The 26,460-nt window shown below is 72.8% G+C and carries 24 protein-coding genes, 1 tRNA gene and 2 pseudogenes; 18 read left to right on the top strand and 9 right to left on the bottom strand.

Annotated elements, in window-relative coordinates:
* A pseudogene (locus E1165_RS29975) lies at positions 1-475 on the top strand (replication initiator); the annotation flags it as partial.
* A 179-nt stretch (positions 476-654) separates the two neighbouring features.
* Here E1165_RS29975 and E1165_RS17430 read toward each other — a convergent pair.
* Positions 655-731, bottom strand: a tRNA-Pro gene (locus E1165_RS17430).
* Between the two features lie 120 nt (positions 732-851).
* Positions 852-1,745, bottom strand: a complete 894-nt coding sequence (locus E1165_RS17435) for a metallophosphoesterase (protein WP_132392748.1) — start codon at positions 1,743-1,745, stop codon at positions 852-854.
* 25 nt (positions 1,746-1,770) lie between these two features.
* Between E1165_RS17435 and E1165_RS17440 the strand changes: the two genes are divergently transcribed.
* Positions 1,771-2,226 (top strand): GatB/YqeY domain-containing protein, encoded by a 456-nt coding sequence (locus E1165_RS17440; protein WP_132392750.1) that lies wholly within the window; start codon positions 1,771-1,773, stop codon positions 2,224-2,226.
* 67 nt (positions 2,227-2,293) lie between these two features.
* Here the strand turns inward: E1165_RS17440 and E1165_RS17445 are convergent, their stop codons facing one another.
* Positions 2,294-4,729: a transglycosylase domain-containing protein gene (locus E1165_RS17445; protein ID WP_132392752.1), complete on the bottom strand. Its 2,436-nt coding sequence runs from the start codon at positions 4,727-4,729 to the stop codon at positions 2,294-2,296.
* A gap of 405 nt (positions 4,730-5,134) precedes the next feature.
* On the opposite strand from E1165_RS17445, the gene E1165_RS17450 reads away from it, so the two are divergent.
* Positions 5,135-5,470, top strand: a complete 336-nt coding sequence (locus tag E1165_RS17450; RefSeq protein WP_132392754.1) for a WhiB family transcriptional regulator — start codon at positions 5,135-5,137, stop codon at positions 5,468-5,470.
* Between the two features lie 10 nt (positions 5,471-5,480).
* Here E1165_RS17450 and E1165_RS17455 read toward each other — a convergent pair whose 3' ends face one another.
* Genes E1165_RS17455 through E1165_RS17465 form a run of 3 tightly spaced genes read right to left on the bottom strand, consistent with a single transcriptional unit; the run spans position 5,481 to position 8,238 of the window.
* Positions 5,481-6,629: an ArsA-related P-loop ATPase gene (locus E1165_RS17455; protein ID WP_207916931.1), complete on the bottom strand. Its 1,149-nt coding sequence runs from the start codon at positions 6,627-6,629 to the stop codon at positions 5,481-5,483.
* Between the two features lie 53 nt (positions 6,630-6,682).
* The gene (locus E1165_RS17460; RefSeq protein WP_132392758.1) at positions 6,683-7,660 is read right to left on the bottom strand and encodes an ArsA-related P-loop ATPase; all 978 of its coding nucleotides are present in this window, start codon (positions 7,658-7,660) and stop codon (positions 6,683-6,685) included.
* A gap of 26 nt (positions 7,661-7,686) precedes the next feature.
* Positions 7,687-8,238, bottom strand: a complete 552-nt coding sequence (locus E1165_RS17465; protein WP_132392760.1) for a hypothetical protein — start codon at positions 8,236-8,238, stop codon at positions 7,687-7,689.
* A 327-nt stretch (positions 8,239-8,565) separates the two neighbouring features.
* Between E1165_RS17465 and E1165_RS17470 the strand changes: the two genes are divergently transcribed.
* The 8 genes from E1165_RS17470 (at position 8,566) to E1165_RS17505 (ending at position 17,042) form a co-directional block, all read left to right on the top strand.
* On the top strand, positions 8,566-9,048 hold the full coding sequence (locus E1165_RS17470; protein WP_132392762.1) for a hypothetical protein: 483 nt from the start codon (positions 8,566-8,568) through the stop codon (positions 9,046-9,048).
* A gap of 46 nt (positions 9,049-9,094) precedes the next feature.
* The gene (locus E1165_RS17475) at positions 9,095-9,250 is read left to right on the top strand and encodes a DUF4177 domain-containing protein (RefSeq protein ID WP_013736319.1); all 156 of its coding nucleotides are present in this window, start codon (positions 9,095-9,097) and stop codon (positions 9,248-9,250) included.
* Positions 9,247-9,708: a RidA family protein gene (locus tag E1165_RS17480; RefSeq protein WP_132392764.1), complete on the top strand. Its 462-nt coding sequence runs from the start codon at positions 9,247-9,249 to the stop codon at positions 9,706-9,708. The genes E1165_RS17475 and E1165_RS17480 overlap by 4 nt, the downstream gene beginning before the upstream one ends.
* Positions 9,709-9,823: 115 nt before the next feature.
* Positions 9,824-10,621, top strand: coding sequence for an MBL fold metallo-hydrolase (locus E1165_RS17485; protein WP_132392766.1), 798 nt, complete (start codon positions 9,824-9,826; stop codon positions 10,619-10,621).
* Positions 10,618-14,199, top strand: coding sequence for an adenylate/guanylate cyclase domain-containing protein (locus E1165_RS17490; protein ID WP_132392768.1), 3,582 nt, complete (start codon positions 10,618-10,620; stop codon positions 14,197-14,199). Before E1165_RS17485 ends, E1165_RS17490 begins: the two co-directional genes overlap by 4 nt.
* A gap of 176 nt (positions 14,200-14,375) precedes the next feature.
* Positions 14,376-14,855, top strand: a complete 480-nt coding sequence (locus tag E1165_RS17495; RefSeq protein WP_207916932.1) for a DUF6098 family protein — start codon at positions 14,376-14,378, stop codon at positions 14,853-14,855.
* A 206-nt stretch (positions 14,856-15,061) separates the two neighbouring features.
* The gene (locus tag E1165_RS17500) at positions 15,062-15,496 is read left to right on the top strand and encodes a hypothetical protein (protein ID WP_132392770.1); all 435 of its coding nucleotides are present in this window, start codon (positions 15,062-15,064) and stop codon (positions 15,494-15,496) included.
* A 31-nt stretch (positions 15,497-15,527) separates the two neighbouring features.
* Positions 15,528-17,042 carry a serine/threonine-protein kinase gene (locus tag E1165_RS17505; protein WP_132392772.1) on the top strand — a complete coding sequence of 505 codons (1,515 nt, stop codon included), beginning with the start codon at positions 15,528-15,530 and terminating at the stop codon, positions 17,040-17,042.
* Here the strand turns inward: E1165_RS17505 and E1165_RS17510 are convergent.
* Positions 17,029-17,343, bottom strand: a complete 315-nt coding sequence (locus E1165_RS17510) for a hypothetical protein (protein ID WP_132392774.1) — start codon at positions 17,341-17,343, stop codon at positions 17,029-17,031. The two genes, E1165_RS17505 and E1165_RS17510, sit on opposite strands and share 14 nt — an antisense overlap.
* A gap of 275 nt (positions 17,344-17,618) precedes the next feature.
* On the opposite strand from E1165_RS17510, the gene E1165_RS17515 reads away from it, so the two are divergent.
* The 3 genes from E1165_RS17515 (at position 17,619) to E1165_RS17525 (ending at position 21,622) form a co-directional block, all read left to right on the top strand.
* Complete coding sequence (locus tag E1165_RS17515; protein ID WP_132392776.1) at positions 17,619-19,421, top strand: alpha/beta hydrolase; 1,803 nt, start codon at positions 17,619-17,621, stop codon at positions 19,419-19,421.
* Between the two features lie 204 nt (positions 19,422-19,625).
* Entirely contained in the window at positions 19,626-20,510 is an 885-nt protein-coding gene (locus E1165_RS17520; protein ID WP_243704836.1) for a transporter substrate-binding domain-containing protein, read from the top strand.
* Entirely contained in the window at positions 20,507-21,622 is a 1,116-nt protein-coding gene (locus E1165_RS17525; protein WP_132392780.1) for a hypothetical protein, read from the top strand. Before E1165_RS17520 ends, E1165_RS17525 begins: the two co-directional genes overlap by 4 nt.
* A gap of 86 nt (positions 21,623-21,708) precedes the next feature.
* Here the strand turns inward: E1165_RS17525 and E1165_RS17530 are convergent, their stop codons facing one another.
* Positions 21,709-22,494 (bottom strand): metallophosphoesterase, encoded by a 786-nt coding sequence (locus E1165_RS17530; protein ID WP_243704837.1) that lies wholly within the window; start codon positions 22,492-22,494, stop codon positions 21,709-21,711.
* 182 nt (positions 22,495-22,676) lie between these two features.
* Positions 22,677-23,354, bottom strand: coding sequence for a Crp/Fnr family transcriptional regulator (locus E1165_RS17535; RefSeq protein ID WP_088976469.1), 678 nt, complete (start codon positions 23,352-23,354; stop codon positions 22,677-22,679).
* A 213-nt stretch (positions 23,355-23,567) separates the two neighbouring features.
* Here E1165_RS17535 and E1165_RS17540 point away from each other — a divergent pair, with 213 nt between their 5' ends.
* The 4 genes and pseudogenes from E1165_RS17540 to E1165_RS29980 all read left to right on the top strand — a co-directional run.
* Positions 23,568-24,278 (top strand): adenosylcobinamide amidohydrolase, encoded by a 711-nt coding sequence (locus E1165_RS17540; protein ID WP_132392782.1) that lies wholly within the window; start codon positions 23,568-23,570, stop codon positions 24,276-24,278.
* 11 nt (positions 24,279-24,289) lie between these two features.
* Positions 24,290-25,453, top strand: a complete 1,164-nt coding sequence (locus E1165_RS17545; protein WP_132392784.1) for a CapA family protein — start codon at positions 24,290-24,292, stop codon at positions 25,451-25,453.
* Between the two features lie 55 nt (positions 25,454-25,508).
* Complete coding sequence (gene nth / locus E1165_RS17550; protein WP_243704838.1) at positions 25,509-26,297, top strand: endonuclease III; 789 nt, start codon at positions 25,509-25,511, stop codon at positions 26,295-26,297.
* Positions 26,294-26,460 (top strand): annotated as a pseudogene (locus E1165_RS29980) (TlpA family protein disulfide reductase); the annotation flags it as partial. The gene nth and the pseudogene E1165_RS29980, both read left to right, overlap by 4 nt.

The raw sequence follows: 26,460 nt of genomic DNA on the forward strand, positions 1-26,460 counted from the left end.
GGTCGCCGAAATGCAGCGCCGGGGAGCGGTGCACTTCCACGTCCTGTTGCGCCTCGACGGCGTCGACCCGCACGACCGGCACGCCCGGGTGCCGCCGCCGGCCGGCATCACCGCCGACGACCTCGACGCCGCCGTCCACGCCGCCGCCCGGCAGATCACCGTCACCACCCCGCCGCACCCCGACCGGCCGCACGGCTGGCCGATCGCCTGGGGGGAACAGGTCGACGTGCGCCGCATCGGCGCCAGCGACGGGGACGTGACCGACGGAAAGGTGGCCGCCTACCTGGCCAAGTACGCCACCAAGTCCACCGAGGTCACCGGCCACTGCTCCACCCGACTCACCCCGGACACCATCGATGCCTACGCCGACCCGGAAGGCGACCACCTCGCCCGGCTCATCGACGCCTGCTGGCGACTCGGCCGCCCCACCCACCACCACACCACCCGCATCGCCGCACCGACCGAGGAACGTCAAGCAAGCCGCTCCGGCATGCCGAGGTGTCGGTCACGATGGAGATCTATTCGCAGGCGTCCTCGGACGCCACCCGCGACGCGCTCAAGCGCCTGGGGGAGAGCCTGCGATAGCGCTGCTGTACTTCACTGCTGTACCAACGCACAGAGGGCACATCCATCTATCGGATGTGCCCTCTTACCTGGTCGGGGTGGCCGGATTCGAACCGACGACCTCTTCGTCCCGAACGAAGCGCGCTACCAAGCTGCGCCACACCCCGAGGTGTGCTGAGAAATAGTAGCCCACCCGTTCCGGTGGTCAAACTCGGTACCCCCTCCCGCCGCGTCGGCACCGGCCGTTCGGTGGGACGCCGGCCCGCAGGGGACGGCGGGAGGGCAGGTCAGCGGGAGATGAGGGTCAGCAGGCTCGCCTCCGGTGGGCAGGCGAACCGCACCGGGGCGGTGGGATGGGTGCCGAGGCCGGCGGAGACGTGCAGCCATGAGTCCGAGCCGGGCCAGCGGTGCAGGCCCTTGGCCATAGAGCGGGGCAGCCCGCAGTTGGTCACCAGTGCGCCGTACCCGGGCACACAGACCTGGCCGCCGTGGGTGTGCCCGGCGAGCAGCAGGTTGAAGCCGTCGGCGGCCATCTGGTCGAGCACGGCCGGCTCCGGGGAGTGGACGACTGCGACGGACAGGTCGGCCGACGGGGAGACCGGCCCGGCGACGGCGGGGTAGTCGTCCCGCTCGATGTGCGGGTCGTCCACGCCGACCAGTTCCACCAGCCGGCCACCGGCCTTGATCGACGTGCGGGCGTTGTTGAGGTCAACCCACCCGGCGCCGACGAAGACCTCCCGCAGTTCCTCGTACGGCAGGGCGGTGCCCTCGGTGTACTCCCGGTTGGGCAGAAAGTACGTGAACGGGTTCTTCCAGACCGGGCCGGTGTAGTCGTTCGAGCCGAAGACGAACGCGCCGGGAAGGTTGAGCAGCGGTTGCAGCGCCCGCAGCACGCCCGGGACGGCCCCGGGGTCGGCCATGTTGTCCCCGGTGACCACCACCAGGTCGGGGTCCAGGGCGGCGAGCGACGCCACCCACTGCTGCTTGCGCCGCTGGTCCGGCATCATGTGCAGATCCGACAGGTGGAGCACCCGTAGCGGCTCCGTGTCGGTCGGCAGGACCGGTACGTCGTACCGGCGCAGGGTGAACATGTTGCGTTCGATGAGCGACGCGTAGGCGAGGGTGGCCGCGCCCGCGGCGACGGTGCCGGCGGCGAGCCGGAATAGTGTGCGCTTTCGCATGTCGTTCAGGGTAGTTTCACCGTCCATGAGCACGCTGAAGGACCGCCTTACCGCCGACATGCGCGCCGCACTGAAGGCGCGCGACGAGCTGACCACCTCCACGCTGCGGATGGCGCTCGCCGCCGTCGGCACCGCCGAGGTCGCCGGCAGGGCCAAGCGCGAGCTCACCGACGACGAGGTGCTCGCGGTGCTGACGAAGGAGGCGAAGAAGCGCCGGGAGGCCGCCGCCGCCTTCGCCGACGCCGGCCGCGCCGAGCAGGCCGCCAAGGAGACCGCCGAGGGGGAGGTGCTGGAGCGTTACCTGCCGAGGCAGCTCTCCGACGACGAACTCGCCGAACTGGTCGCGGGGGCGCTCGCCGCGGGCGGCTTCACCGGTAAGGCCCAGATGGGCCCGGCCATGAAGGCGGCCCAGACCGCGGTGGCCGGCCGGGCCGAGGGTGGCCGGGTGGCAGCCGAGGTACGCCGACAGCTCGGCCTCTGACCCTGGTACGCCCGACGGGCGGGCACCCCCTCGAAAGGGGTACCCGCCCGTCGTTGGTTCGTCCGGCTCAGCCGCGGGGTCGGGGTCCTCTGGGGGGCGGCAGGTTGCCTGGCCCACTGGGACCGGTGGTGCTCTGGCCGTCCGGCGGCGTGCTGCCGCCGCCGCTGCTGATCTCGATGGTGACCACACCGCCCTTGATGGTGCGGCCGCTCGGGCTGGTGCCGGCCACCTGGCCGGCGGGGCACTCCGAGGGGACCCGGGTGTCGGAGACGACCACCTCGAAGCCGGCACCCCTGATCCGGGACCGTGCGGTGTCCACCGACTCGCACTTCACGCCGGGGATGGACCGCTGGTCACCGTTGATGATCTTGTTGCCGGGAGGGGTGAAGTTGACCCTCTCCTTCCCCTTCATCGCGGTCTTCAGCGTGTTGTAGACCGCCGGGTTGATGCCCTGCGGGGTCTCGTCGTGCCCCATCTTCTGGGTGGTCTGCGGCCAGTCCGGGTCGGCCATGATGCCGGCCACCGCGTACTGCTTGGTCATCGCGACCAGCGAGGAGGTCTTGTCGCTGTCGGTGGTGCCGGACTTGCCGGCCACCGGGGCGTCGACGATGCCGCGGACGTTGCCGGCGGTGGCGCCGGCGCACCGGGAGGTCGACGACCGGTCACCGACCGGGCAGCGGGCGGCGTCCACCGCGGCGCGGGCCACCTCGGTGCTGACCCGCTGCTCGCACTTCGGGTTGGCGATGTCGAGCTTCTCGCCGTCCGGCCCCTTGATCTGCTGCACCGGAATCGGCTCGCAGTACTTGCCGTCAGCGGCGAGGGTGGCGTACGCGTTGGCCAGTTCCAGCGGGGTGGTCTGCGACACGCCGAGGGTGAACGCGCCCCACTGGTTGGCGCCCCGCTCCAGGGTCAGGTCCTCCTGGGAGCGGAAGACGATGCCGAGCTTCTTGGCGGCCTTGACCACGTTCTCGGCGCCGACCTGCTGCTGCAGCGAGACGAAGAAGGTGTTCACCGACCGGCCGAAGCCGCTCCACATGTTGTGCACGCCGGCCATGCTCTTGGAGGCGTTCTTGGGGCAGTAGAGGTTGGTGCCGGGGCAGGCCGCCGGGCCGGGCGCGATGATGTACTTCGACCGGAACACCTCCGGCGAGTTGATCGTGTAGCTGAGCGGGACGCCCTTCTCCAGGGCGGCGACCACCGTGAAGATCTTGAAGGTCGAGCCGGCCTGGTAGCCGGTGATCCCCTCGCCGCCGGTGAGCAGCGGGTTCACCGTGTTCGGGTAGTTGCCCCGGATCTTCTTCCTGGCCTTCGCCGGGTCGCTGGACATCTTGTTCTGCGGCTTGTTCGGGTCGTCGAGCTTGAAGTTGCGGTTCACCGCGAGCGCCCGGACCCGGCCGGTGCCCGGCTCCACGACGGCCACCATCCGGGCGGCCTTGCTGTTCTCGCTCAGCTGGTTGCGCACGGCCCTGTCGGCGCCGTCCTGCGCCTGCACGTCGAGCGTGGTGGTGATGGTGTAGCCGCCGCTCTTCAGCCGCCGCTCCCGGTCGTACGTGGTCGAGCCGAACGTCTCCTGCTGCATCCACCAGCGGTAGAAGTAGTCGCAGAAGAAGCCCCACCCCTTCTTGTTGGTCGCCACGCAACCGTTCGGGGTGCGCTTGTCCTTGACCTTCATGTCGGTGGCCTTGGCGGCGTCCGCCTCCTGCTGGGTGATGGCGCCGGTCTCGACCATGTTCTGCAGGACGTAGTTGCGCCGGTCCTTGGCCAGTGGACGGCCGCTGGGGGTGGTCGGGTCGTTCTGGGTCGGCGCCTTGACCATGCCGGCCAGCATCGCCGCCTCCTCCAGCTTGAGCTTGCTGGGCGGCTTGCCGAAGTAGACCTGGCTGGCGGCGAAGATGCCGTACGCGCCGTTGCCGAAGGAGGCGAGGTTGAGGTACCGGGTCAGGATCTCGTCCTTGGAGAACTCCTTGTCGACCTGCATGGCCAGCCGCATCTCGCGGAGCTTGCGGGGCCCGGTGTCCTCGGTCGCGGCGACCACGTCCGCCGGGTGGGTCGCCGAGTACGCGATGGCCAGTCGGACGTACTGCATGGTCAGCGTCGAGGCACCCTGCTGGGAGTTGGTGCCGGCCTGGTTGTTGACGAAGGCGCGGGCGATGCCGTTGAGGTCGACCCCGTTGTGCTTGTAGAAGTCGTGGTCCTCGGCGGCGATGATCGCCTGCCGCATGACCAGCGCGATGTCGTCCAGCTTCACGTCCCGGCGGTTCTCGTCGTACATGGTCGCGAGCGGGGTCTTGCCGTCTGCGGCGAGCAGGTAGCTGATCTGCGGCGCGCGGGCGACGGTCAGCTCCTTCGGCAAGGCGCCGAAGGTCTCAGCACCGGCCTTCGCGGCCAGTCCGGACATCGCCACCGCAGGGAAGGCCGCCGCCGCGACCACCACACCGGCCAGTAGGCCACAGACGAGTAGCGATGCGGCGTTGGTGAAGACATTGTGGTCACGTTTCCGCATCCAGGTCACCTCGACAGGGTACGCGAGTAGGGAACGAGGGTCGCCGGGGCGTTCTTTCCCCATTTCCTGCGCGCGCGACCCTCGTTGTGCTAAACGCACGACCCCCGGTACGTGGTTGCGTGTGACCTGGCGCCGAGTCTCCACCCGATCGGTGGAGCGGCGCAGCGTTTTCACGTACTCCGGCCGGGTAAGCGGCGAGCGAAGGCCCGGGAAGCCGGGAGTGTCCGGAATGATGGATTTTGCCGACAACGTTGCGTAATCAGGCGACTACAGAGCATGATGGTGGCGGCGACACGGCCACACGTCGTCCGTGCCTCCTTGGGGAAGGAACGGGCCGGACGACCGGGGGGAGATCGACGGCTGGTCGCACGAGTCGGTAGGTACTGCAAGGGGGGACGTGTACACATGGGCATGATCGCTGACTGGCCGTCACTGGCGGCATGTCAGAACGGGGACCCGGACGCGTTGTTCGTACAGGGCGCCGAACAGAACGTGGCGAAGAGGATCTGCCGGAGCTGCCCAGTTCGGTACGAGTGCCTGGCCGACGCGCTCGACAACCGGATCGAGTTCGGGGTGTGGGGTGGCATGACCGAACGCGAACGCCGGGCGTTGCTCCGCCGTCACCCCCAGGTGACGAGCTGGCGCAAGATGTTCGAGGCCGCGATGAAGAAGAACGCCAAGGACAAGGCCGGCAAGGACAAGGCCGGCAAGGACAAGATCCTGGTGACCGCCGCGAACTGATCGCCGCGCGTCACGGCCGGCTGATCGCCGCGCCGATCGTCCGCAGCCCGTCGACGTCGTGCACGTCGGCGGGCTGCGCGGTCACCGACACCGCCGGCACCGACGGGAACTCCTCGGTGAACCGGGCCGCCACCTGCCGCTCGCGTACCGACTGCCGGGCCAGCGCGGCATGTGCGCGCAGCACGTCGACGGTGACCTCGTGGCCGCCCAACCCCACCAGTCGCTCCGCCGCCGCCAGACTCGCCGCCGCGTCCAGCTCCACCGCGGGCCGGTGCACCCGGTTGAGGACCAACCCGGCCAGCGGCATCCGCTCCTCGCGCAACCGCCCAGCGAAGTAGGCCGCCTCCCGGACCGCGTCCGACTCCGGCGCCGCGACCAGCAGGAACGCCGTCTCCCGGGCCTGCAGGATGCGGTACGTCTGCTCGGCGCGCTGCCGGAAACCGCCGAACATCGAATCCAGCGCGGCGACGAAGCCGGACAGGTCGGTGAGCAGTTGGGCGCCGAGCACCTTCTGCACGACCTTCGAGAACATCCCGAAACCGGCGGTGACGAAGGTGAACATGCTCCGCCCTCCGGTACGCGCCGGCGCGAGCAGCAGCCGCAGCATCCGGCCGTCGAGGAAGCGGGAGAGCCGGGCCGGGGCGTCCAGGAAGTCCAGCGCGGACCGGGACGGCGGGGTGTCCACCACGATCAGGTCCCACTCGCCGCGGGCGTGCAACTGCCCCAGCTTCTCCATCGCCATGTACTCCTGGGTGCCGGCGAAGGTCGAGCTCATGGCCTGGTAGAAGGGGTTGGCGAAGATCTCCGCCGCCTTCGCCGGATCGGTGTGCTGGAGCACCACGTCGTCGAACGTGCGCTTCATGTCCAGCATCATCGCGTGCAGCTCGCCGCCGCTCACCTCGACCTCGATCCCCTTGACCTGCCGGGGGGTGTTGTCCAGCTCGGTCAGGCCGAGCGACTGGGCCAGCCGGCGGGCCGGGTCGATGGTGAGCACCACCGTGCGTCGTCCGTGCTGTTCGGCCGCCCGCAGCGCGAGCGCCGCCGCCGTGGTGGTCTTACCCACCCCACCGGCGCCACAGCACACGACGATCCGCACACCGGGGTCGGCGAGGATCTGGTCGACGTCCAGACGTGGCGCCGCGTCTTCGGAAGGCACCAATCGAGCGTATCGGGCCGCTGCCGCCCGCGCGTCGAGCCGACGGCAGGTGTGAGTCAATCGGCCCGGCCGAGCACCTCGGCGAGGGTCGCCAGCGCGGCCCGGTCCAACCCGTCGGGCAGCAGCGGCAGCTCGGTCATGGGCAGGCCCAGCTCCACCAGGTCGGCCCGGAGCGAATCCTCCAGCTCGCGACGGACCTGCTGGTCCCGCGCCTCGTCGACCAGCCCGGTCACGGTCGCCCGGTCGGCCGGCAGCCCGGCGGCGAGCAGGCCCCGCCGCAGCTCCGCCGCGGTGACGTCCCGGCCGACCGGCAGCGGTGGCCGGGCGCTGTTGACGATCACCCGCCCCACCGGGAACCCGAGTTGGGTCAGCTCGGCGATAGCGTCGACGGTCTCCTGGACCGGCATCTCCTCCAGCAGCGTCACCACGTGCACCGCGGTCATCGGGGAACGCAGCAGCGCGGCGACCCCCTCGCTCTGGGTCTTGATCGGCCCGACCTTCGCCAACCGGGCGGTCTCCGCGGTGACGTTGAGGAAGCGGCCGATCCGCCCGGTCGGCGGCGCGTCCAGGACCACCGCGTCGTACGTGCGCCGCTGCCCGCTGGTACGCGTGGTGGCCTCCTTCACCTTGCCGGTGAGCAGCACGTCCCGCAGGCCGGGGGCGATGGTGGTGGCGAAGTCGATCGCGCCGAGCTTGCGCAGCGCCCGCCCGGCCGCCCCGAGCCGGTAGAACATGTCGAGGTATTCGAGCAGGGCCTCCTCGGCGTCCACCGCCAGGGCGCGCACCTCGCCGCCACCAGGGGCGTCGGTCAGGTGCCGCTCCTCGTACGGCAGCGGGTCGGTCCCGAAGAGCTGGGCGATGCCCTGCCGCCCCTCCACCTCGACCAACAGGGTGCGCCGGCCACCGGCGGCCAGGGACAACGCCAGGGCCGCCGCCACGCTCGTCTTGCCCGTGCCACCCTTGCCGGTCACCACGTGCAGGCGGGACGGCCAGCCGGCACGAGCCGGTTCCGTCGGGGGCTCAGCTGCTCGCACCCGTCGAGCCTATCCACCCGCTGGCGTCAAGCCACCTCGCAGACCCACCAACCCCTCTCCCGCACGACCGTGAAGCGCAGCGCCTGCTCGGCAATCTTCTCGTCGGCGGTGGTCATGACGACCCGCGCGCTGACCGTGGCCCGGTCCCCGGTCTGGTTGTCCACCCGTGGGGTGGCCCACCGGAACCGCGGGTTGGCGTGCCCCGAGGCGTACCTGTCGACCTCGGCGACCTTGGCGGCGATCTTCTGCTGGTCTCGCGAGGCCGCGCAGACGAAGCCGGCCGCCTTCTGCGCGTCCCGCTCCTGGTAGACCGCGCTGAGGAAGTTGTCCACCGCCACCGCCGGCTCCGCCGCGCCGGCACCGTCCTCGCGGTCGCGCAGGGCCAGGTACGCCGCCGCACCGCCACCGCAGAGCAGGAGCGCCGCGGCGATCGTGAGCGAGACGGCGAGCCGGCTCCGTTTCGGCTTCCCCGCGGCGGGCCGGTGGGCCGGGTAGGGAGCCGCCGGGCCCGTGAAGGCCGGGCCGGAGGACGGGGAGTCGGCCGGTCCGGTCACACCGCCGGTCGGTGGTCGGTTCATGTGGTCCCCCCGGGGAAGGGCGTCCTCGCCTCCCCGGGCGCGGACGCGGGTTCGGGTACGCCGGGCGAACCCTCATCGCCCGTTCGTGGCAGAAGGGTAGCGGTCGATGGGGCCGGCTGTGACCTGTCGCGCACGACGTGCCGGTTCGGCGCGATCGTCTTCCGGACCCGCCTTGTGTCGCATATGTGACTTGGCGTGGTCAGGCGCGCGCGTCCCGTTGTGGCGCACTGGCGCCGGTCCTACCTTCGTGCCCGTACGGGGGACGGGTCGGACAGGGGGTCCGGTCCGGATGGTGATCAGATCACGTACGAGGCCCGGAGGCAGTGCATGCGCGACGCGGACAACATCGCTCGAGCCCAGTTCCCACCCGGGGACCGGGCGGGGCGGCTCGGCGCCCGGGGTGACACCGGTACCCCGGGCGGCGGGCTGCCGTTCAACGAGCGGTCCTACCGGCGGCACGCCGAACCGCACGAGGTGCTGCGCATCCTGAGCCGCTCCAGCGACCGCGCGCGCGACGAGGAGGAACCCGGCTACGTCATCCACCTGCCGATCCGGGTGGCCGACCTCACCGCGGCGACGGCGCTGGCCGGCACGGTGGCCACCTCGCTCGGCTTCCTCGCCGAGTTGGACGCCGGCGAGACCACCGTCTCCACCGCCGACGACCAGAACAACCGGCACCGGGTCTTCTGCGACCTGTTGCTGCCGGACCGCTCCCGATGCCCCCAGCCGTACGACCACGAAGGCCCCTGCGGCGAGGCGCCGGCGGCGCCGGAGCAACGTCCCGCGCCCCGGCCGTCGTCCGAACCGTAGGCTGTGCCGGTAACACGTCCACGTCAGGCAAGGGAGCCTTCCACCGATGCAGAAGTGGGAATACGCCACGGTCCCGTTGCTGGTCCACGCGACCAAGCAGATCCTCGACAACTGGGGCGAGGACGGTTGGGAGCTGGTCTCCGTGGTTCCCGGCCCGAACCCGGAGCAGCTCGTCGCGTACCTGAAGCGGCCCAAGGCATGAGCAACGGTCCGCACGCCAAGCTCGCCGAGCTCGGTCTGAGCCTGCCCGAGGTCGCCCCGCCGGCGGGGAGTTACGTCCCGGCGGTGCAGTCGGGGCAGCACGTCTACGTCTCCGGCCAGGTGCCGATGGCCGAGGGCAAGCTGCTCGCCACGGGCAAGGTCGGCGCCGGGATCTCCGCCGAGCAGGCCAAGGACCTGGCCGCGCGCTGCGCACTGAACGCCCTCGCCGCCGTGGACGCGCTGGTCGGTCTGGAGAACGTCGTCAAGATCGTCAAGTTGACCGGCTTCGTGGCGAGCGCACCCGGCTTCACCGGCCAGCCCGGCGTGATCAACGGCGCGTCCGACCTGTTCGGCGCGGTGTTCGGGGAGGCCGGTCGGCACGCCCGTTCCGCGGTCGGGGTCGCCGAGCTGCCGCTGGACGCCCCGGTCGAGATCGACGTCATCGTCGAGGTCGCCTGAGCGTCGCCCGCCACCCCCGCGATCTCTGCCGGACGAAAGGCGTGAAGAACCACAAACGCCGGACGGACCCTGCAAGATCGCGGGGAGTGGCGGGCAGGGTCGTACGATCGCAGCCATGACCGGGCATCTGACCGCGCCGGCGGCGGCGCTCGCCGACGCGCTGCCGGACTGGGTGACGCTGCTGCGTGCGCCCAACCCCGGCCCGATGACCCTCGACGGCACCAACACCTGGGTGCTGCGGGCGGCCCCCGGGGCGCCCGCCGTGGTGGTCGACCCCGGGCCGGCGGACGACGGGCACCTCGACCGGATCGCCGCGCACGGTCCCATCGCCTCCCTGCTGATCACCCACGGGCACCCCGACCACACCGAGGGCGCCCCCCCGCTGTCCGGCCGGCTCGGCGGCGTCGCGGTCCTGGCCGCCGACCCGGCCCACACCATCGGCGGTGACCCGCTCGGCGAAGGCTCCCCGCTCGACGCGGCCGGCCTCACCATCCGCCTCGTGCCCACCCCCGGGCACACCCGCGACTCCGTCTGCTTCCTGGCCCGGCGCGGCGACGAACGGGTCGTGCTCACCGGCGACACCATCCTCGGCCGGGGCACCACCGTCGTCGCCCACCCCGACGGCCACCTCGGCGACTACCTCGCCAGCCTGGAACTGCTCGCCACGTACCGGGGGATCCCGGCGCTGCCGGGGCACGGCCCGGCGCTGGCCGACTGCGGCGCGGCGGCCGAGTTCTACCTCGCCCACCGCCGGGCCCGGCTCGACCAGGTCCGGGCCGCGGTCGCCGCCGGCGCCACCACCGCCGCCGAGGTCGTCGCGACCGTGTACGCCGACGTCGACCGGTCGCTGTGGTGGGCGGCAGAGTGGTCGGTCCGCGCCCAGCTGGAGCACCTCGGCGTGGAGCAGCCGTGACCTGCCCGGTCTGCGGCACGCTGGCAGTCCCCGGGGCACGGTTCTGCCACAGCTGCGGCGCGGCCCTGCCGGCCGCCGCGACCCTGCCCACCGCCGAACGCCGGGTGGTCACCGTGCTCTTCGGCGACCTGTCCGACTTCACCTCCTGGTCGGAGGATCTCGACCCGGAACGGGTCGGCGCGGTCACCGACCGGGTGCTCGCCGCCCTCGCCGGCGCCGTGAAGACCTTCGGCGGGCACGTCGACAAGCTCACCGGCGACGGCATCATGGCGGTCTTCGGCGCACCCGTCGCCCACGAGGACGACGCGGAGCGGGCCGTGCGCGCGGCGCTGTCCATGCAGCGGGCCGTCCGCCGGGTGCTCGACGACGAACGGGGCGGCGGCGCGCCGCTCGGCCTGCGGGTCGGGCTGAACACCGGCGACGTCATCGCCGGCATCCAGGCCGCCATCGAGTACACGGTCATCGGCGACACGGTGAACACCGCCGCCCGGCTGGCCGACGCCGCCGCCGTCGGGGCCGTCTACGCCGGTGCCCGCACCTCCGCCGCCACCCGGCACGTCGCCTCCTGGCGGGCGTTGCGCCCGCTGCGGCTCAAGGGCAAGCGCGAACCGGTCGAGGCGTACGAGCTGCTCGGCCTCCTCGACGCCCCGGGCACCCGCTCCGGGCTCGGCGACGAGGCGCCCTTCGTCGGCCGGGAGACCGAGATCGGGCGGGTCGCCGGCCGGCTCGCCGAGGTCATCGACCGCAGCGAGCCCCGGGTGCTGCTGATGACCGCCGAGGCGGGCATCGGCAAGTCCCGCTTCGCCGCCGAGGTGGAACGCCTCGCCGCCGGGTACGACGTGGGCGCCGGCCGGTACGCCGCGCACACCGGTGCCCGGGTGCTCTCCGTACGCTGCGCCGCCTTCGGCGAACGCCGCCGGCTCGCCCCCCTCGCCGACCTGGTCCGGGCCGCGGTCGGCCTGCCCAACGACATGTCCACCGCGCTCACCCGTCCCGCCGTGGAGGAACGGCTGCGCCGGCTCGGCCAGCGGCTCGGGCAGCGCGGCGGCGGCCCGCTCGCCACCGACCAACTGCTGGCCCTGCTCGGGTACGCGGAGCTGCCCGGCGGGCACGGCACCGCCACCGACCACGGGGAGTGGAGCGCCGGTGCCACCCCGGCCGACGCCGAGGCCGTGCCGAACGCGGTGGCCGGTCTGCTCGGCGCCCTGGCCGGCGAGACGCCGCTGGTGATGATCGTCGACGACCTGCACGACGCGACCGCCGAGACGATCAGCGCGCTCGGGCTCACCCTCTCCCGGCTCACCGGCCCGGTGCTGGTGCTGCTGCTCGGCCGCCCGGAGCTGGTCCGCACCGCCGGTGCGCTGACCCGTGTCGCCGACGCCGAGGTGCACGCGCTGCCCCCGCTGCGCGGAGCCGACGCCGCCCGACTGCTCACCAGCTACCTGGGCGGCGGGAAGCTGCCCCAGGCCGACGCGGACCGGCTGCTCGCCACCGCCCAGGGAAACCCGTTCTACCTGGCCGAGCTGGTCACCCTGCTGATGGAGCGGGGCGCGCTCACCGCGTACGCCGACCGTCGCAGCGGCCCCGGTGGCTGGCGGCTGGCACCCGGCTCGCTGGGCAGCCGGCTGCTCTCGCGCGACCTGGCGGCCGTCCTCGCGGCCCGGATCGACGCGCTGCCACCGGACGCCCGCTCGGTCCTGCGTGATGCCGCCGTGGTCGGCGACACCGTGCCGGACGGGGCGCTGGAGGTGCTGCGCGAGCAGCGCGCAGGGCTCGGCGGCCGGCCCGCCGCGGTGGCCGCCGTGGAACTGACGCGGGCCGTCGAGGAACTGCTGCAACGGCGGATGCTGCACCGCACCCGTACCGGCTACGCCTTCGCCACCCCGCTGATGCGGGAGGCCGCGTACACCGGGGTCAGCAAGGCCGAACTGGCCGAACGGCACGCCGCGTTGGCCCGCTGGGCCGCGCCCGGCGGCACCGGCGCCCCGCCCGGCGGGTTCACCGACGCGGCACGCGACGACTTCGTCGCCGGGCACGTGGAGCGGGCCGCGGCCCTCGCCGACGCGGTCAAGCTCCGCCCCGACGCGCCGGCCCGGACCGTCGCCCCGCTGGGCGTGGCCGCGCTGGGCCGAGCCGCCCGCCGGTCGCTGCACGCCGGGGAGCCGGCCCTTGCCGTCGAGTACGCCGAGCGGGCCGCCGAGTTGGCCCGCGACGGGGTGCCCGCCGCGGACCGGGTGGTGCACGCCCGGGCGCTGCTCCAGGTCGGGCGACCGGGCGACGCGCTCGCCTTCGCCGAGAAGATCGCCGCCAACGCCGGGGACGAGGCGGCCGTGCGGACCAGCGCCCTACTGCTCGCCGGACAGGCCCACCAGGCACTCGGCGACCAGAGCCGGGCGACGGCCGCCTGGCAGGAGGCCTTGCAGGTGGCCACCGCCGGTGGCCTGCCCACCCTGCGCGCCTCGGCGATGCGCCGGCTCGGCATGGCCGACTTCATCGCCGGCCGGCTCAGCCAGGCCAGCAGCCGACTCGCCGCGTCGTACCAGGTGAGTCTCGCCGCGCAGGACCCGCGCGGGCAGGCGTGGTCGTTGCAGAACCTGGCCTGGGTCACCACCACCCGGGGCGACTTCGCCGGCACCGACGCGGTGCTCGGCCGGGCCGCCCGGCTCTTCGCCGAACTGCGGGATCCGTACGGCCGGGCCTGGCTGCGCGGCACGACCGCCTTCGCCCGGCTGCTCGCCGGCCGGCTCCGGGAGGCCTGCCGGCTGGCCGGGGTGTTCCTCCCCTTCGGCGAGCGGGTCGGCGAGGCGTGGGCGGTCGGCACGCTGCGTGCCGTGGAGGCGTTCGCCGGGGCCGAGTTGGGGGAGATCGCCGAGGCGGACCGGGCGGCACGCCGCGCGTACCGGGACTTCGCCGAGGTCTCCGACGACTGGGGACGCGGGTTCGCGCTGGTCGCGCGGGGGGTGGTGGCGCGCGGGCTGGGCGAGCCGGAGCATGCCGCCGACCTGCTCACCGACGCCCTGTCGTACGCGGAGCGGACCTCGCACCCGCTGCTCACCGGGATGGCCGGCACCCTGCGCGGCTTCGTGGCCCTGGACATGGGTGACTGCGAGACCGCCGAACGGGACGCCCGGGCGGTGCTGACCGCCGTCGAACCGCACAACCCGCAGGCGCCGGCCCAGGTCGCGCCCCGGGTGCTGCTGGCCACGGCCCGGTTGGCGGCCGGTGATCCGGCCACCGCCGTCGGTCTGCTCGCCCCGCTGGCGACCACCGCGTCCGGCAACCCGACGCTGCTCTTCTCCCGCCGGCAGACCATGGCCCGGTACGCCTCGGCCCTGCTCGACCACGGCCAGCGGGAACAGGCGCTGGACTGGGCCCGCCGGGCGGTCGCCGCGCCCGCCGAGGACGTCCGCAGTCAGGTGATCGGGGCGAGCGTGTTGGCGCAGGCCCTCGCCGCCTGCGGCCGGCCCGTCGAGGCGCTGGCCAGCGCCGAGGAGGCGGTCCGGCTGGCGTACGTGACCGAGCAGCGCAGCGAACGCGCCGCCGCCGACGCCCTCCGCGCCCGCCTCACCGGCTCCTGACGGTCCCCACCCGCCGCGACCGGAGCGATCTCGGCGCGAAGATCCCGCGTTCCGCGCCGCTTCCCCGGATCTCGGAAACAATGTCCCCTGGGTTGGCGACCACCGTCGAGACCAGTGACGGGTGGGCCAGGGTGGAGGAGATGAATGGGTCGCGTTCCGGTGGGCACAGAACGGTCATGAACGGCACGCGGTACGGGGCGGTGATGCCGGTCCTCGGCGACCTGGACCAGGTGGTCCAGGTCCTGCGCGCGAGCGAGCCGGAGGAGGAACTGTACGTCCGTTGGTCGCTGGGGCCCGACGTGGACCTGACCGCCGGTGCGCCCGGGCAGTCGAGCAAGGACGCGCTGACCGGCATCGACCTGCCCGGGCTCTCCGCCAACCCGCTCACCGTGGAGGACTGGTGGGGGGAACGGCCGTTGCGCCTGTGGGTGGCCCGACGGCTCTACGACTATCGCCACCTGCGGGAGCTGCGTGGCCCCGGGGTGCGGCCGTGGGTGCTGGTGGGTGAGCAGTGCGGGCGCGGGCCGGACAACGAGCCGCTGGTCCGCTGCGACCGTCCGGTGGCGTGGGTGTCGGAGCGGGCGCTCCGCGAGGCGGACCGGGCGGTCGAGGAGCAGGCGTCCGCCGAGTGGGGTCCGCTGCACCGGGCGGACTGAGCGTCCCCGCGCGCCGAAGCGCGCCCCTCGCGGTGGCCCCTGGCGCGTTGCCGTGCTCCGGTAGGGGGACCCGTATCGGTGGCGGGGTCGATGCTCCGCGTCGGTCTGAGGTCTGGCGGTTCCGGGGATGTGCGGGTCGGGGATGCCGGTTAGCGTGTGGGGTCCAGGAGGCCGCCCGCCGTGGCGGCCGTGGACGGGGAGGACGGATGAGGCTGCCGCGTTCCGGCGCCGGCTGGACCATGGCGGTCTTCGGTGTGCTGGCGCTGCTGCTCGGCGCGCTCGGTCTCGTTTGGCCCGAGGCGCAACTGCGGATACTCGGTTTCGAGGTGCCGGCGCGGCGGGAGGCCGGCGACCACACCGGCCCGTTCCTCATCGCGGCTTCGATGGCCTCGTTCAACATGGGCGTCTACTACCTGCTGGCGGTGGCCACCGAATGGCGGGCCTTCTACCGCTTCACGGTGGTCTTCCGGCTGGTCACCTTCGCCGTGTTCACGCTGACCGTGCTGGCCGGGGTGGCGCCCGCCGGGTTCTTCGGCGTGGCCCTGTGGGAGGGGCTCGGCGCGGTTGCCACCGCGGCCGGTCTGCGGTGGGACGCCCGTCGCGCCGCCGGCCCCGGGTCCACCGCCGGTACGCTCGGCTGAGCGGCCCGATAGGACAGGTATTTTCGAACCCGTGACCGACACCCCGCCCGGCGCCCTCCGGCTGCCTATTGTGCCCGGTCTGACCGATCTGCAGGTGTTCGCCCGGGGTGGCTACGCCACCGTCTACAAGGCCACCCAGATCTCCGTGGGGCGGGAGGTCGCTGTCAAGGTGGAGAATCGGACGCTGGACAGCGAGCGGGACCAGGCCCGGTTCCTCCGGGAAGCGCGTGCCGCCGGCCGGATGTCGTCCCACCCGCACGTGGTGGACCTCTTCGACGTCGGGGTCACCGTCGACCAGCACCCGTACCTGATCATGGAGCTCTGCGACGGCTCGTACGCCGAGCGGATGCGCACCTCCCCGCTCGGCGCCGCGGAGACCCGCGACCTCGGCGTCAAGATCGCGGACGCTCTCGCCCACTCGCACGCCGCCGGGGTGCTGCACCGCGACGTCAAGCCGGCGAACATCCTCTACTCGCACTTCAACCCGGCGGTCCTCGCCGACTTCGGGCTCGCCGTGCTGGCCGAGGCGCGTGACGCCTCGGTCACCCTGGAGGTGCTGACCCCGGCGTACGCGCCGCCGGAGATGTTCAGCCACAGCCCGCCCTCGCCGGCCGTCGACGTGTACGCGCTCTGCGCCACTCTCTACGCGGTGATGAGCGGCCGGCCGCCGCGCTGGCAGTCCGAGCGGAACCCGAGCCTGGTCACCGTGCTGGAGATGTTCAACCAGCCGATCCCGGAGCTGCCCGGGGTGCCGACCGAGCTGGTCGACGTGCTCCGCGTCGGGATGTCCAACGATCCCGGGGCCCGCCCGTCCGCGATCGAGCTGCGCGATCTGCTCCGTGACCTGCCGTTGGACACGGCCTCGTCGCCCGTCAGCGGCGCGCCGGTCAGCGGCGCACCCACCTCCGGTGGCGCCACCACCGGCGGAAGGTACCGGGTGGACCTGTCCGGGCCGCCCCGGCCACCGGTGGAGGACGCCCGTCCGGCGACGCCGCCGAGCAGGCGGCGGAGACGCTGGTTCCTCGGCGGTGCCGGGGTGCTCGCCCTGGCCGCGTCGGCGAGCGCCGGAGCGTGGATGGCCGGCGGTTCACCCCTGGTGGTCGCGCCGACACCGGTGGCCAGTGCCTCCGTCGATCCGGGCGCGAGCGGGCGCACTCTTCCCGGTTGCGCGGGGACGACCGTGGCGTCCCTGCCGTCGGGGGCCGGCTGCGCGGCGCATCTGGAGTGTTTCGGACCGGTCCGGCTGCGTGCCGGGCGTGCCGAGGCGGCCGAGGTCTCCTGTGACGGTCGACATACCTGGGAGACCTACGCCCAGGGGGAGCTGCCCGTCACGTTGGTCGGCGCGGCGCATGCCGAGATCGTCGCCGATCCGGCCGTCCGGCAGGTGTGCAGCCTGCGGACGTTTCGGCTGACCAGTGGGATCGAGCAGCCCCAGGGGTGGCGCCTGGAGGTGTTGCCACCGAGCACCGACGCCGACCGTACCTACCGGTGCCTCGCCGGCAAGGGCGTGAACGCCCTGCTCGTCCCCACCCTCACCGGTCGCTGAGGCCCAACCGGGCCCGCACCGCCGTGCTGTCCAGCGCGTCCAGGGTGTCGGCGTCGAGGCCGGCGGGCAGGGTTTCCGGCTGACCAGACGGAACCTCGTCGGCCTCCGTTCGGCCGCGCCGCTCGCGCACCGCGGACATCGCCGTGCCGGTGATCGTGGCGAGCACGACGCACAGCAGTGCCAGCCCCACCAGGAGGATGCCGGCGGGACGCCAGGCCAGCAGCACCACCAGCGCCGCGACGGCCGCGAGCGACGCGAGCACCGCCACGGTGCGCGCGTCCGGCCTGAGGATCCGCCTCACCCGACAAGCATCTCCCTGCCGCGCCGGCTGTCAAGCCGCGTGCCGGTGGACCTCCGCCTTGTCCCGGGGTAGCACGGACCGCGACGACCCCGTGACGCGTGGAGACAGTGTGGACCATCCCAGCGTCGATCATGAAAAATTCGTTACACGGCTCGGAAGAAAAGCCGTTTGGCGGCGTTTTGTCGGCCCACTTGCGTTGCCGTCCGTCCCTAGAGTGACGAAGGCCGAGGAGCACCCTCCTCGACAGTTCCCATCCTTTACCGGAAGGCATCCACATGCCACGTACGTCCCGGTCCCTGGCAGCGGCGGGAGTCGCCGGCCTCTTTCTCGCCGGATCGGTGGTCGCGCCCGCGACCGCGTCCCCGCTCAGCACCGGCTTCGGCCGTCCGACCACACCGGACCGGACCAGCCCGGCCGAGGCCAAGCGGGTCGACCGCGTGCCGACGCCCAAGCTTGACTGGTACGCCTGCTACGGCTACGCCGAGTGCGCCACGGTTGACCTGCCGCTCGACTACGACCAGCCCAAGGGCCCCACCACCGAGGTCGCCCTGCTCCGGGTCAAGGCCCGCGACCAGCAGGCCCGGATCGGCAGCCTCTTCGTCAACCCGGGCGGCCCGGGCGGCTCCGGCACCGACATCGCGCTCGCCGCGCCGGACTTCCTCTCCGACGAGGTGCTGGACCGGTTCGACGTGGTCGGGATCGACCCGCGCGGCGTCGGCGCCAGCCAGAACGTCAAGTGCTTCCCCTCGGTGAAGGACCAGACCCGGGCGTACGCCGGGCTGAACGTCGCCTTCCCGTGGACGAAGGCCGAGGAGAACGCGTACATCGCCTCCTCCCGGGCGGTCGGCAAGGCCTGCTCCACCACCGGGAAGCCGCTCACCGGCGCGATGTCGACCGCCGAGGTGGCCCGTGACATGGACGTGCTGCGGCGGGCCGTGGGCGACAAGAAGCTCAACTTCCTCGGCTTCAGCTACGGCAGCGCGCTCGGCCAGTACTACGCCAACATGTTCCCCGACCGGGTCCGCGCGGTCGTCATCGACGGCGTGCTCGACCCGAACGCCTGGGTCGGCCAGGGCAAGGCCCGCGAGCAGCTCCAGGAGACCCGGCTGCGTAGCGCCGACGGGGCGTACAAGGCGCTGCGCGAGATCCTCGACCGGTGCGAGAAGGCCGGAGCGGAGAAGTGCTCCATCGCCGCCGGCGACCCGCACGCGGCGTACGAGAAGGTGGCGAAGCGGCTGCAGAAGAGCCCGGTGGTGATCGAGGACCCGGACTTCGGCAGCTTCACCGTCAGCTACGCCGACTTCGTCGGCGCCAGCCTCGGCGCGCTCTACAGCCCGTACGGCTACGCCCAGATCGACGCCATCACCGCCCAACTGCTGGCCGTCATCGAGCCGGCGTCGGTCAGCGCCGCCCGGCTGGCGGAGGCGCACAAGGGCCTCGCCGCGCGGGCCGAGCGGGCGCGGCAACAGCGCCGGTTCGACTTCCCGTACCACAACGGGTTCGAGACCTTCCTCACGGTGGACTGCACCGACGCGTACCACCCGAAGAAGGTGGCGGACTGGCCGGCGCTGAGCGCCGCGGAGGACAAGCGCGCCCCGTACTTCGGCCGGGCCTGGGCCTGGGCCACCGCGTCCTGCGGCCGGGACACCTGGACCGTCCGGGACGAGGACGCCTACACCGGCCCGTTCAACCGGAAGACCGCCGCCCCGGTGCTGGTGGTCGGCAACTACTGGGACCCGGCGACCAACTACGACGCGGCGGTCAGCTCGGCCAAGCTGCTGCCGAACAGCCGGCTGCTCAGCAGCGACAACTGGGGTCACACCGCGTACGGCACCTCGGACTGCGCCACCGGGGCGATCGACGCGTACCTGCTCAAGGGCACGCTGCCGAAGAAGGGCACCGTCTGCGTCGGTGACGTGCAGCCCTTCACGGACGTGCCGACCGAGTCCGAGGTGACCCGGGCCGCCGAGTCGAAGAGCACGCTGGCCAGCGACGGGCGGCCGGCCCGGGGCGAGCCGAAGCGGCTCCCGCCGGTCGTCGCGCCGCTGCCCGCGGTGGGGACGCTCACCGTTCGCTGACGGACGCCGGGGTACGACGGGTGGGACATCACCCGTCGTACCCCGGTCCCATTCACCACCCCGGCGGGCGACGTCGGGGCGGTCACCGCTCGACAGCGGCGGCTACGATACGTGTCTTCCAGACTCCGGCACGTAGCGAGGTCGCTCATGCGTGTGCACACCCGCGGATCCCGATTCCGCTCCATCGCGACCACCGTGGCCGTGGTGACGACGCTGCTTCTCGCCGCCGCCGCCGGCTGTGACAGCCAACAGGAACCGGAGCTTCCCTCGGTGCAGGAGAAGCTCCGCCAGTCCCACATCTGGGGCCAGTCCACGCTGCGGGTCGGGGTGGCGACCAACGAACCGTTGATGGGCGAGGTACGCAACGGTGTCCGCGTCGGCTTCGACGTCGAGATCGCCCGCTACATCGCCGCGTCCCTCGGCTACGAGGGGGACCAGCGGATCGAGTTCGTGTCGGTGTCCACCGAGGACCGGATCCCCGCGCTACAGGGCGGCCTGGTCGACTTCGTGGTTTCCAGCTTCTCCATCACCGAGGAGCGCAAGAAGTTGGTCAGCTTCGCCGGGCCGTACTTCGTCACCACCCAGGAGGTGATGGTGCCGGCCCGGCACAAGGACGCCATCCGGACCATCGAGGACCTCCGCGACCCGAAGTACAAGATCTGCACCAGCGGCGGCTCCACCTCCGAGGCGGAGTTGGAGAAACACCAGATCCGCACACAGGTGGTCAAGAACGTCGGGGACTGCGTGGCCGGCATCCGGGCGGGCCGCTACGACGCGGTCAGTTCCGACGAGACCATCCTCGCCGGCTTCCTGGCCCGGTACCCGACCGAGTTCGAGATCGTCGACATGCCGTTCGGCACGAGTGAACTGCTCGGCGTCGGCGTCCCGATCGGCGACCCCGCGCTGCGGGACCTGGTGGCGTACTTCCTCGACAAGAGCTACCAGCAGGGGCGCATGGGGCAGGCAAGCCCCTGGCAGACCGCCTACAACCGGACGTTGGGGCCATGGTTGCGCGCGGAGAAGCGCCAGCCGCAGCCGCTCGATGTGCCGAGGCTGGTGGACTTCGACGACAAGGCGCCCCGGCGATGAGCAGGGCGGCGGGCGCCACCACCGGCGACCCGGACGCCGCCGGCCCGACGGCTCCCGCGCCACGGGTGCCGGCACCGCCGCCATCTGGGCCGGGCGGCGAGTCCGCTGCCGCCGAGCCGAGCCGAACGGCCGCCGACAGCGGATGGGACCAGGTCGAGCGTCGCGCGCGGGCCAGCCAGTCGTTCTGGACGGCCGTGGTCGGCGTACCGACGATCTTCTCGGTGCTCCGGCTCGGTGTGGAGGCCGGCGGCGAGTTGCAGACCACCCTGCTGCTGGTGGCGAACGTGGGGCCGATCAATCTGCTGGCCGGCTTCCTCACCACGGCGGCCCGGCTGCTCTCCACCGCGCTGGTCGCGGTCTTCGCGCTCGGCGCGGTGCTGGCCGCCGGTGTGCGCGCCGCGCCGCGCCGGCCCCTGTTCGCCCGGTGGATCGAGGTCATACCGGCCTGGTTCGTGGCCGCGAGCTTCCTGACGGCACTGGTCACGTGGCCGCTGCTGTACCTGCCGCTGCTGGTGCCGGCCGCCGCCGCCGCGTTCCAGTTGCGGCCGGAACAGCTGCACGAGCGGGCCGTTCCCCGGGTGCTCGTCGTCGCCGCGGTGTTCGCCGGTTACCTCTGGCTGCTCGTGCCGACGCTGCGTGACGCCTGGCAGCAGGGCGAGGCGCTGCCGATCGTGCTGCTGGTGGTGCCGCCGCTGCTGGCGCTCTTCGTCGCCGGGCCGTTGCCCGGGGTGGTGGTGCGCCCGCTCGCCTCGCTCACCCAGGTCGCCGTGCTGGTGGTGCTGGTCTGGGCGGCGCTGCCGGTGATCAGCACGCCGGTGCTGCCGCTCACCGTCACCACCGTCGGCGACGGCTCGGACGTGACGGAGGACATCCGGGGGCACGTGGTGACCACCGACGACGTCAACATGGTGATCCTTCAGGTGCGCGGCGGGGTCCGCTACGTGCCGGTGGATCAGGTGCGCGGGCAGGTGCTCTGCCCCAGTGAGGAGGAACTGCCCCGGCACCAACTACGGGTGCGTGACTTCCACGTCGAGGACTCGCTGCTGGAGGGGCTGGGCCGGCGGGTACGCCCGGTGCACCGGATCGACGCGGCCTGCCGTACCGCGCGCTGAGTGGGGTGGCCGCACTTCTGCCCACGCGGCCTGAGGCGGGCGCGTGCCCCAGCGATCTCGGTGGTGCCCCTGCCCGAGCCCACGCTCTACCGGTGGGCGCTGCGGCCGTCGTGGGGCGCGAAGACGCTCAGCGCGTCGGTGTCGCTGTGCCGGGAGCGCACGTACTCGTCAGCCCACCCGGCGGCGTCGGGGTAGGTCGACCCGGCGGCGATCCGGGCGCAGGCGGCGGCCACGTCGAAGAGGGTGTGCCGGAGCTGCACCCCCGGGCCGAGCAGGGCCCAGAAGGCACCGGGACCGCCGTACGGCATACCGACGCTGCCCGGATTGACGACGAGCCGGCGGTCGACCAGCCGGGTGAACGGCATGTGGGTGTGCCCGCAGACCACCGTGCGCACCTCGGCCGGCACTCCGGTGAACACCTCCGCCCAGCGCTCCAGCCGCGAGTCGACCAGGACGACCTCCTCGTCGTCGCGTGGTGTGGCGTGGCAGAGGAGCACCGGACCGAGGCCGCCGATCTCCAGGGTGACGGTCAGCGGCAGTGCCGCCAACCGGGCGAAGTGGTCGTCGCGGAGCTGCCTGGCCGCCCAGTTCGAGACGTCGACCGGGCTGGGACGCCCGGCCCGGACCTCGACCAGCTCCCGGTCGGCGTTGCCGCGTACCCAGCACACCCGGTCGCCGAGCCCGGCGAGCAGGTCCAGCACCTCCACCGGCTGCGGGCCGGCCGCGATGTCGCCGGTGACCACGATCAGGTCGGCGCCTGCCACGTCCGGTTCGGCCAGCACGGCCTCCAGCGCCGGCAGGACCCCATGTACGTCGGACAGGACAGCGACCCGGTCGAGCATGCCTCCACCGTCACCGTTCTGAGCCGGCATGTCCAGGCATTCTGCGTCAGGCAGAAGCGCGAGCCCGTCTGGCCCGGCTTGCGGCAACCGGAGCCGACCAAGGCTGGGCGGGTGAGGAGTCGAGCAGGCCCGGGGTCAGGAAACGACCGAGCCGGGTGGGGGAACGGGAACGGCCCGAACCTCAGGCCCGGGCCGTTCGTGCTGGTTCCAAGTCAGACCCGCGCGCGGCGGGCCAGGCGCTCCGGGTCGAGGATGATGATGCTCTTGCCGTCCAGCCGCAGCCAGCCACGGGAGGCGAAGTCGGCCAGCGCCTTGTTGACCGTCTCCCGGGAGGCGCCGACGAGCTGGGCGATCTCCTCCTGGGTCAGGTCGTGGGTCACCCGCAGGACGCCGCCGTCGCGGGTGCCGAACCGGCCAGCCATCTGCAGCAGGTTCTTGGCGACCCGACCCGGCACGTCCGTGAAGATCAGGTCGGCCAGCGAGTCGTTGGTCCGGCGGAGCCGACGGGCCAACACCCGCAGCAGCTGCTCGGCGATCTCGGGCCGGTTGTTGAGCCAGGGCCGAAGCGCCTGCTTGCGCAGGCGTACCAGCCGGGTGTCGGTCACCGCGGTGGCCGTCGCCGTACGCGGGCCGGGGTCGAACAGCGACAGCTCGCCGACCATGTCCGACGGCCCCATCACCGCGATGAGGTTCTGCCGGCCGTCGGCGGCCCGGCGCCCCACCTTGATCTTGCCCGACAGGAGGATGTAGAGACTGTCGCCGGGCTCGCCCTCGTTGAACACGACCTCGCCCTTGCGGACGTCGATCGTCTCCATCTCCTTGGCGAGTGCCTCGGCAGCCTCCGGGTCGACACCCTGGAAGATCCCGCTGCGGGCCAGTACCTCGTCCATCGCGCACCTCCGGTTGCGCGTCGCCGTCCGTCGGCCGGGTCCGCCGTCCGCTTATCCCTCGCGCGCCGCCAAGTCTAAGTGCATGTGAGCACGAATCAGAGCCGCACCCCTCGAAACTTGATCGTTGGGCGTAACCTTCCCGGCCTGATCAAGGGCTAGTATCCGGCGACCCGTCACCCCGGGTCGCCGCGACGAGGCCGTAGGGTGACCGGCGTGCTGAGCGAGCCCTTCCTCACCACCCGCCCCGAGGACGGATGGGACATCCCGCTGCTGGTGTGGCGTGCCGGGGTGCCCCTGCGGGCGGTCAGCTCGGGTCCGCTCGGCGGCGGGATCGGGGTACGGCACTGGGTCGTCAACGCGACGGTGCCGATGTCGTACCACCGGGACGACCCGGCGGACCACCTGGCCGCGCTCGCCGACCGGCTCGGCCTGGACGGGCCCGGGGTCGGCCTGCTGACCGGCGTGGACGTCGCCGAGGCGGTGCACCGGGCCGACACCGGCGTCCGGGCCTGGGCCACGGTGGGGCTGGGCAACCCCGTGCAGGCCGCCGCCCCGGCCCCGGCCGCGCCGGCCCAACGGGTGGGCACGGTCAACATCGTGGTGTACGTCCCGGCGGCGCTCGGCGACGCCGCCCTGGTCAACGCCGTCGCCACCGCGACCGAGGCGAAGACGCAGGCGATCCGGGAGCTGGGCCTGGTCGGCACCGGTACGCCCACCGACGCGGTCACCGTCCTCTGCCCCGCGAACGGGCCGGTCGTGCCGTACGCCGGCCCCCGCTCCACCTGGGGCGCGCCGCTGGCCCGGGCGGTGCACGCCGCCGTCCGCGACGGTGGTGCCGTGCCCTGTGTGCCGTGGTCCGACCGGTGGGCGGCCGGGCGATTTCCGACCGATCGGCCGGCGTCGGAGCGCCACCGGCCCGGGTAGGGTCGCCGGCGATGCAGCCTTCCTCGCCCCGCCCGAACCGCTCGGCCCGTCGTGCCGTGCTCGCCGCCGGTGCGGTTCTCGCCGTGCTGCTGTCCGCCGGCTGCGGCGGATCGGCGAAGCCCGGGGCGGTCTGGCAGCCCGGCGGCGGCGCATCGGCCAGCGGGTCCCCGCTGCCCGGGGCGAGCGCGGACCAGCCGGCCGCGCGCCCGGCGATCTCGCTCTCCGCGACCGGCGACATCGTCATGGGCAACGCCCCGTCCCGGCTGCCCGCCAACGGCGGCAAGGGCTTCTTCGACGAGGTCGCCGACGCGCTCTCCGCCGACCTGGTGATGGGCAACCTGGAGGAGCCGCTCACCGACGACACCGGCACCGGCAAGTGCGCGCCCGACTCCACCGCCTGCTACCAGTTCCGGGCCCCGCCCGGCTACGCGGCGCACCTCAGGGCCGCCGGTTTCCAACTGCTCAACCAGGCCAACAACCACGGCTACGACTACGGGGCGCGGGGCTACGCGAACACCCAGAAGGCGCTGGAGGAGCACGGCCTGAAGCACACCGGCGCGCCGGACCAGATCACCGTGGTCGACGTCAAGGGCGTCAAGGTGGCGGTCGCGGGTTTCTCGTCGTACGCGTGGTCGAACAGCCTGACCGACATCGACGCCGCCACCGCGGTCGTGGAGAAGGCCGCCACCATGGCCGATCTCGTGGTGGTGCAGGTGCACATGGGCGCCGAGGGCGCCGACAAGACCCGGGTGAAGCCCGGCACCGAGATCTTCTACGGCGAGAACCGGGGCGACCCGGTGAAGTTCTCCCACGCCGTGATCGAGGCCGGTGCCGACCTCGTGGTCGGGCACGGCCCCCACGTGCTGCGCGGCATGGAGTTCCACCAGGGGCGGCTGATCGCGTACAGCCTCGGCAACTTCGCCGGCGGCGGCCGGTCGCTGAACCCCAGCGGCCGGCTGGGCTGGGGCGGGGTGCTGAAGGTGTCGCTTCACCCGGACGGCAGTTTCGTCGACGGCTCGTTCACCTCCACCCGGATGAACTCCGTCGGCAAGCCGACCATGGACCCCGCGAACCAGGGCCTCGGCCTGGTGCGGCAGCTCAGCCGCGGCGACTTCCCGAACACCGGTGCCCGGTTCGACGCCGACGGGACGATCAGCGCACCCGAGGCCGGCTGAGCCGGCGGGGCGCGGGCCCGGCAGATGGTCGGAGCGGCGACGTAGGCTGGCCGGCGTGACTGTCAGCTCTCCCGGCCGGGTCGAGACGGAACTCGGTCGTACCCGGCGCGCCCGGCGGATCGGTCGGGCGTTGACCGAGGCGCACCCCGACGCGCACTGTGAACTCGACCACTCCGGTCCGCTGGAGTTGGCCGTCGCCACCATCCTCTCGGCGCAGTGCACCGACAAGAAGGTCAACGAGGTCACGCCGAAGCTCTTCGCGCGCTACCGCGACGCCGGTGACTACGCGGCGGCGGACCGGGCCGAGCTGGAGGAGCTGATCCGCCCGACCGGCTTCTACCGCAACAAGACCGACTCGCTGATCAGGCTCGGCCAGGCCCTGGTGGAGCGCTACGACGGCCAGGTTCCCGGGAAACTGGCCGACCTGGTTACCCTGCCCGGCATCGGTCGCAAGACCGCCAACGTGATCCTCGGCAACGCCTTCGACGTCCCGGGGATCACCGTCGACACCCACTTCCAGCGGCTGGTGCAACGGTGGCGGCTGACCACGCAGACCGACCCGGTGAAGATCGAGCACGAGATCGGGGCGCTCTTCCCGAAGCGGGAGTGGACCATGCTCTCGCACCGCATCATCTTCCACGGCCGGCGGGTCTGCCACGCCCGCAAGCCCGCCTGCGGGGCCTGCACACTGGCGAAGCTCTGCCCGTCGTACGGGACCGGGCCGACCGAGCCGGCCGCCGCCGCGAAGCTGCTCAAGGGCCCCCGCGCCCGCGACCTGGCGGTCGCCGCCGGGGTCGACCCGGAGCTGGTGCCGGCGCAGGCCGTCGCCGCGGAGGTGCCGTGAACCGGCGACTCGCCGCCCTGCTCGTCCCCGCGCTGTTCGCCGTCGCCGGGTGCACCGCCAACGAGCCGGAGCGGTCCGCCGCTCCCGCCGGCCGCGTCGAGCGGCCCTCACCGTTCGCCGACTGCGCCGCGTTGACCCGCCCCCCGGCCGCCCCGGCGTCGTC

This window comes from Micromonospora sp. KC723 (genome assembly GCF_004348595.1).
Classification (GTDB): Bacteria; Actinomycetota; Actinomycetes; order Mycobacteriales; family Micromonosporaceae; genus Micromonospora.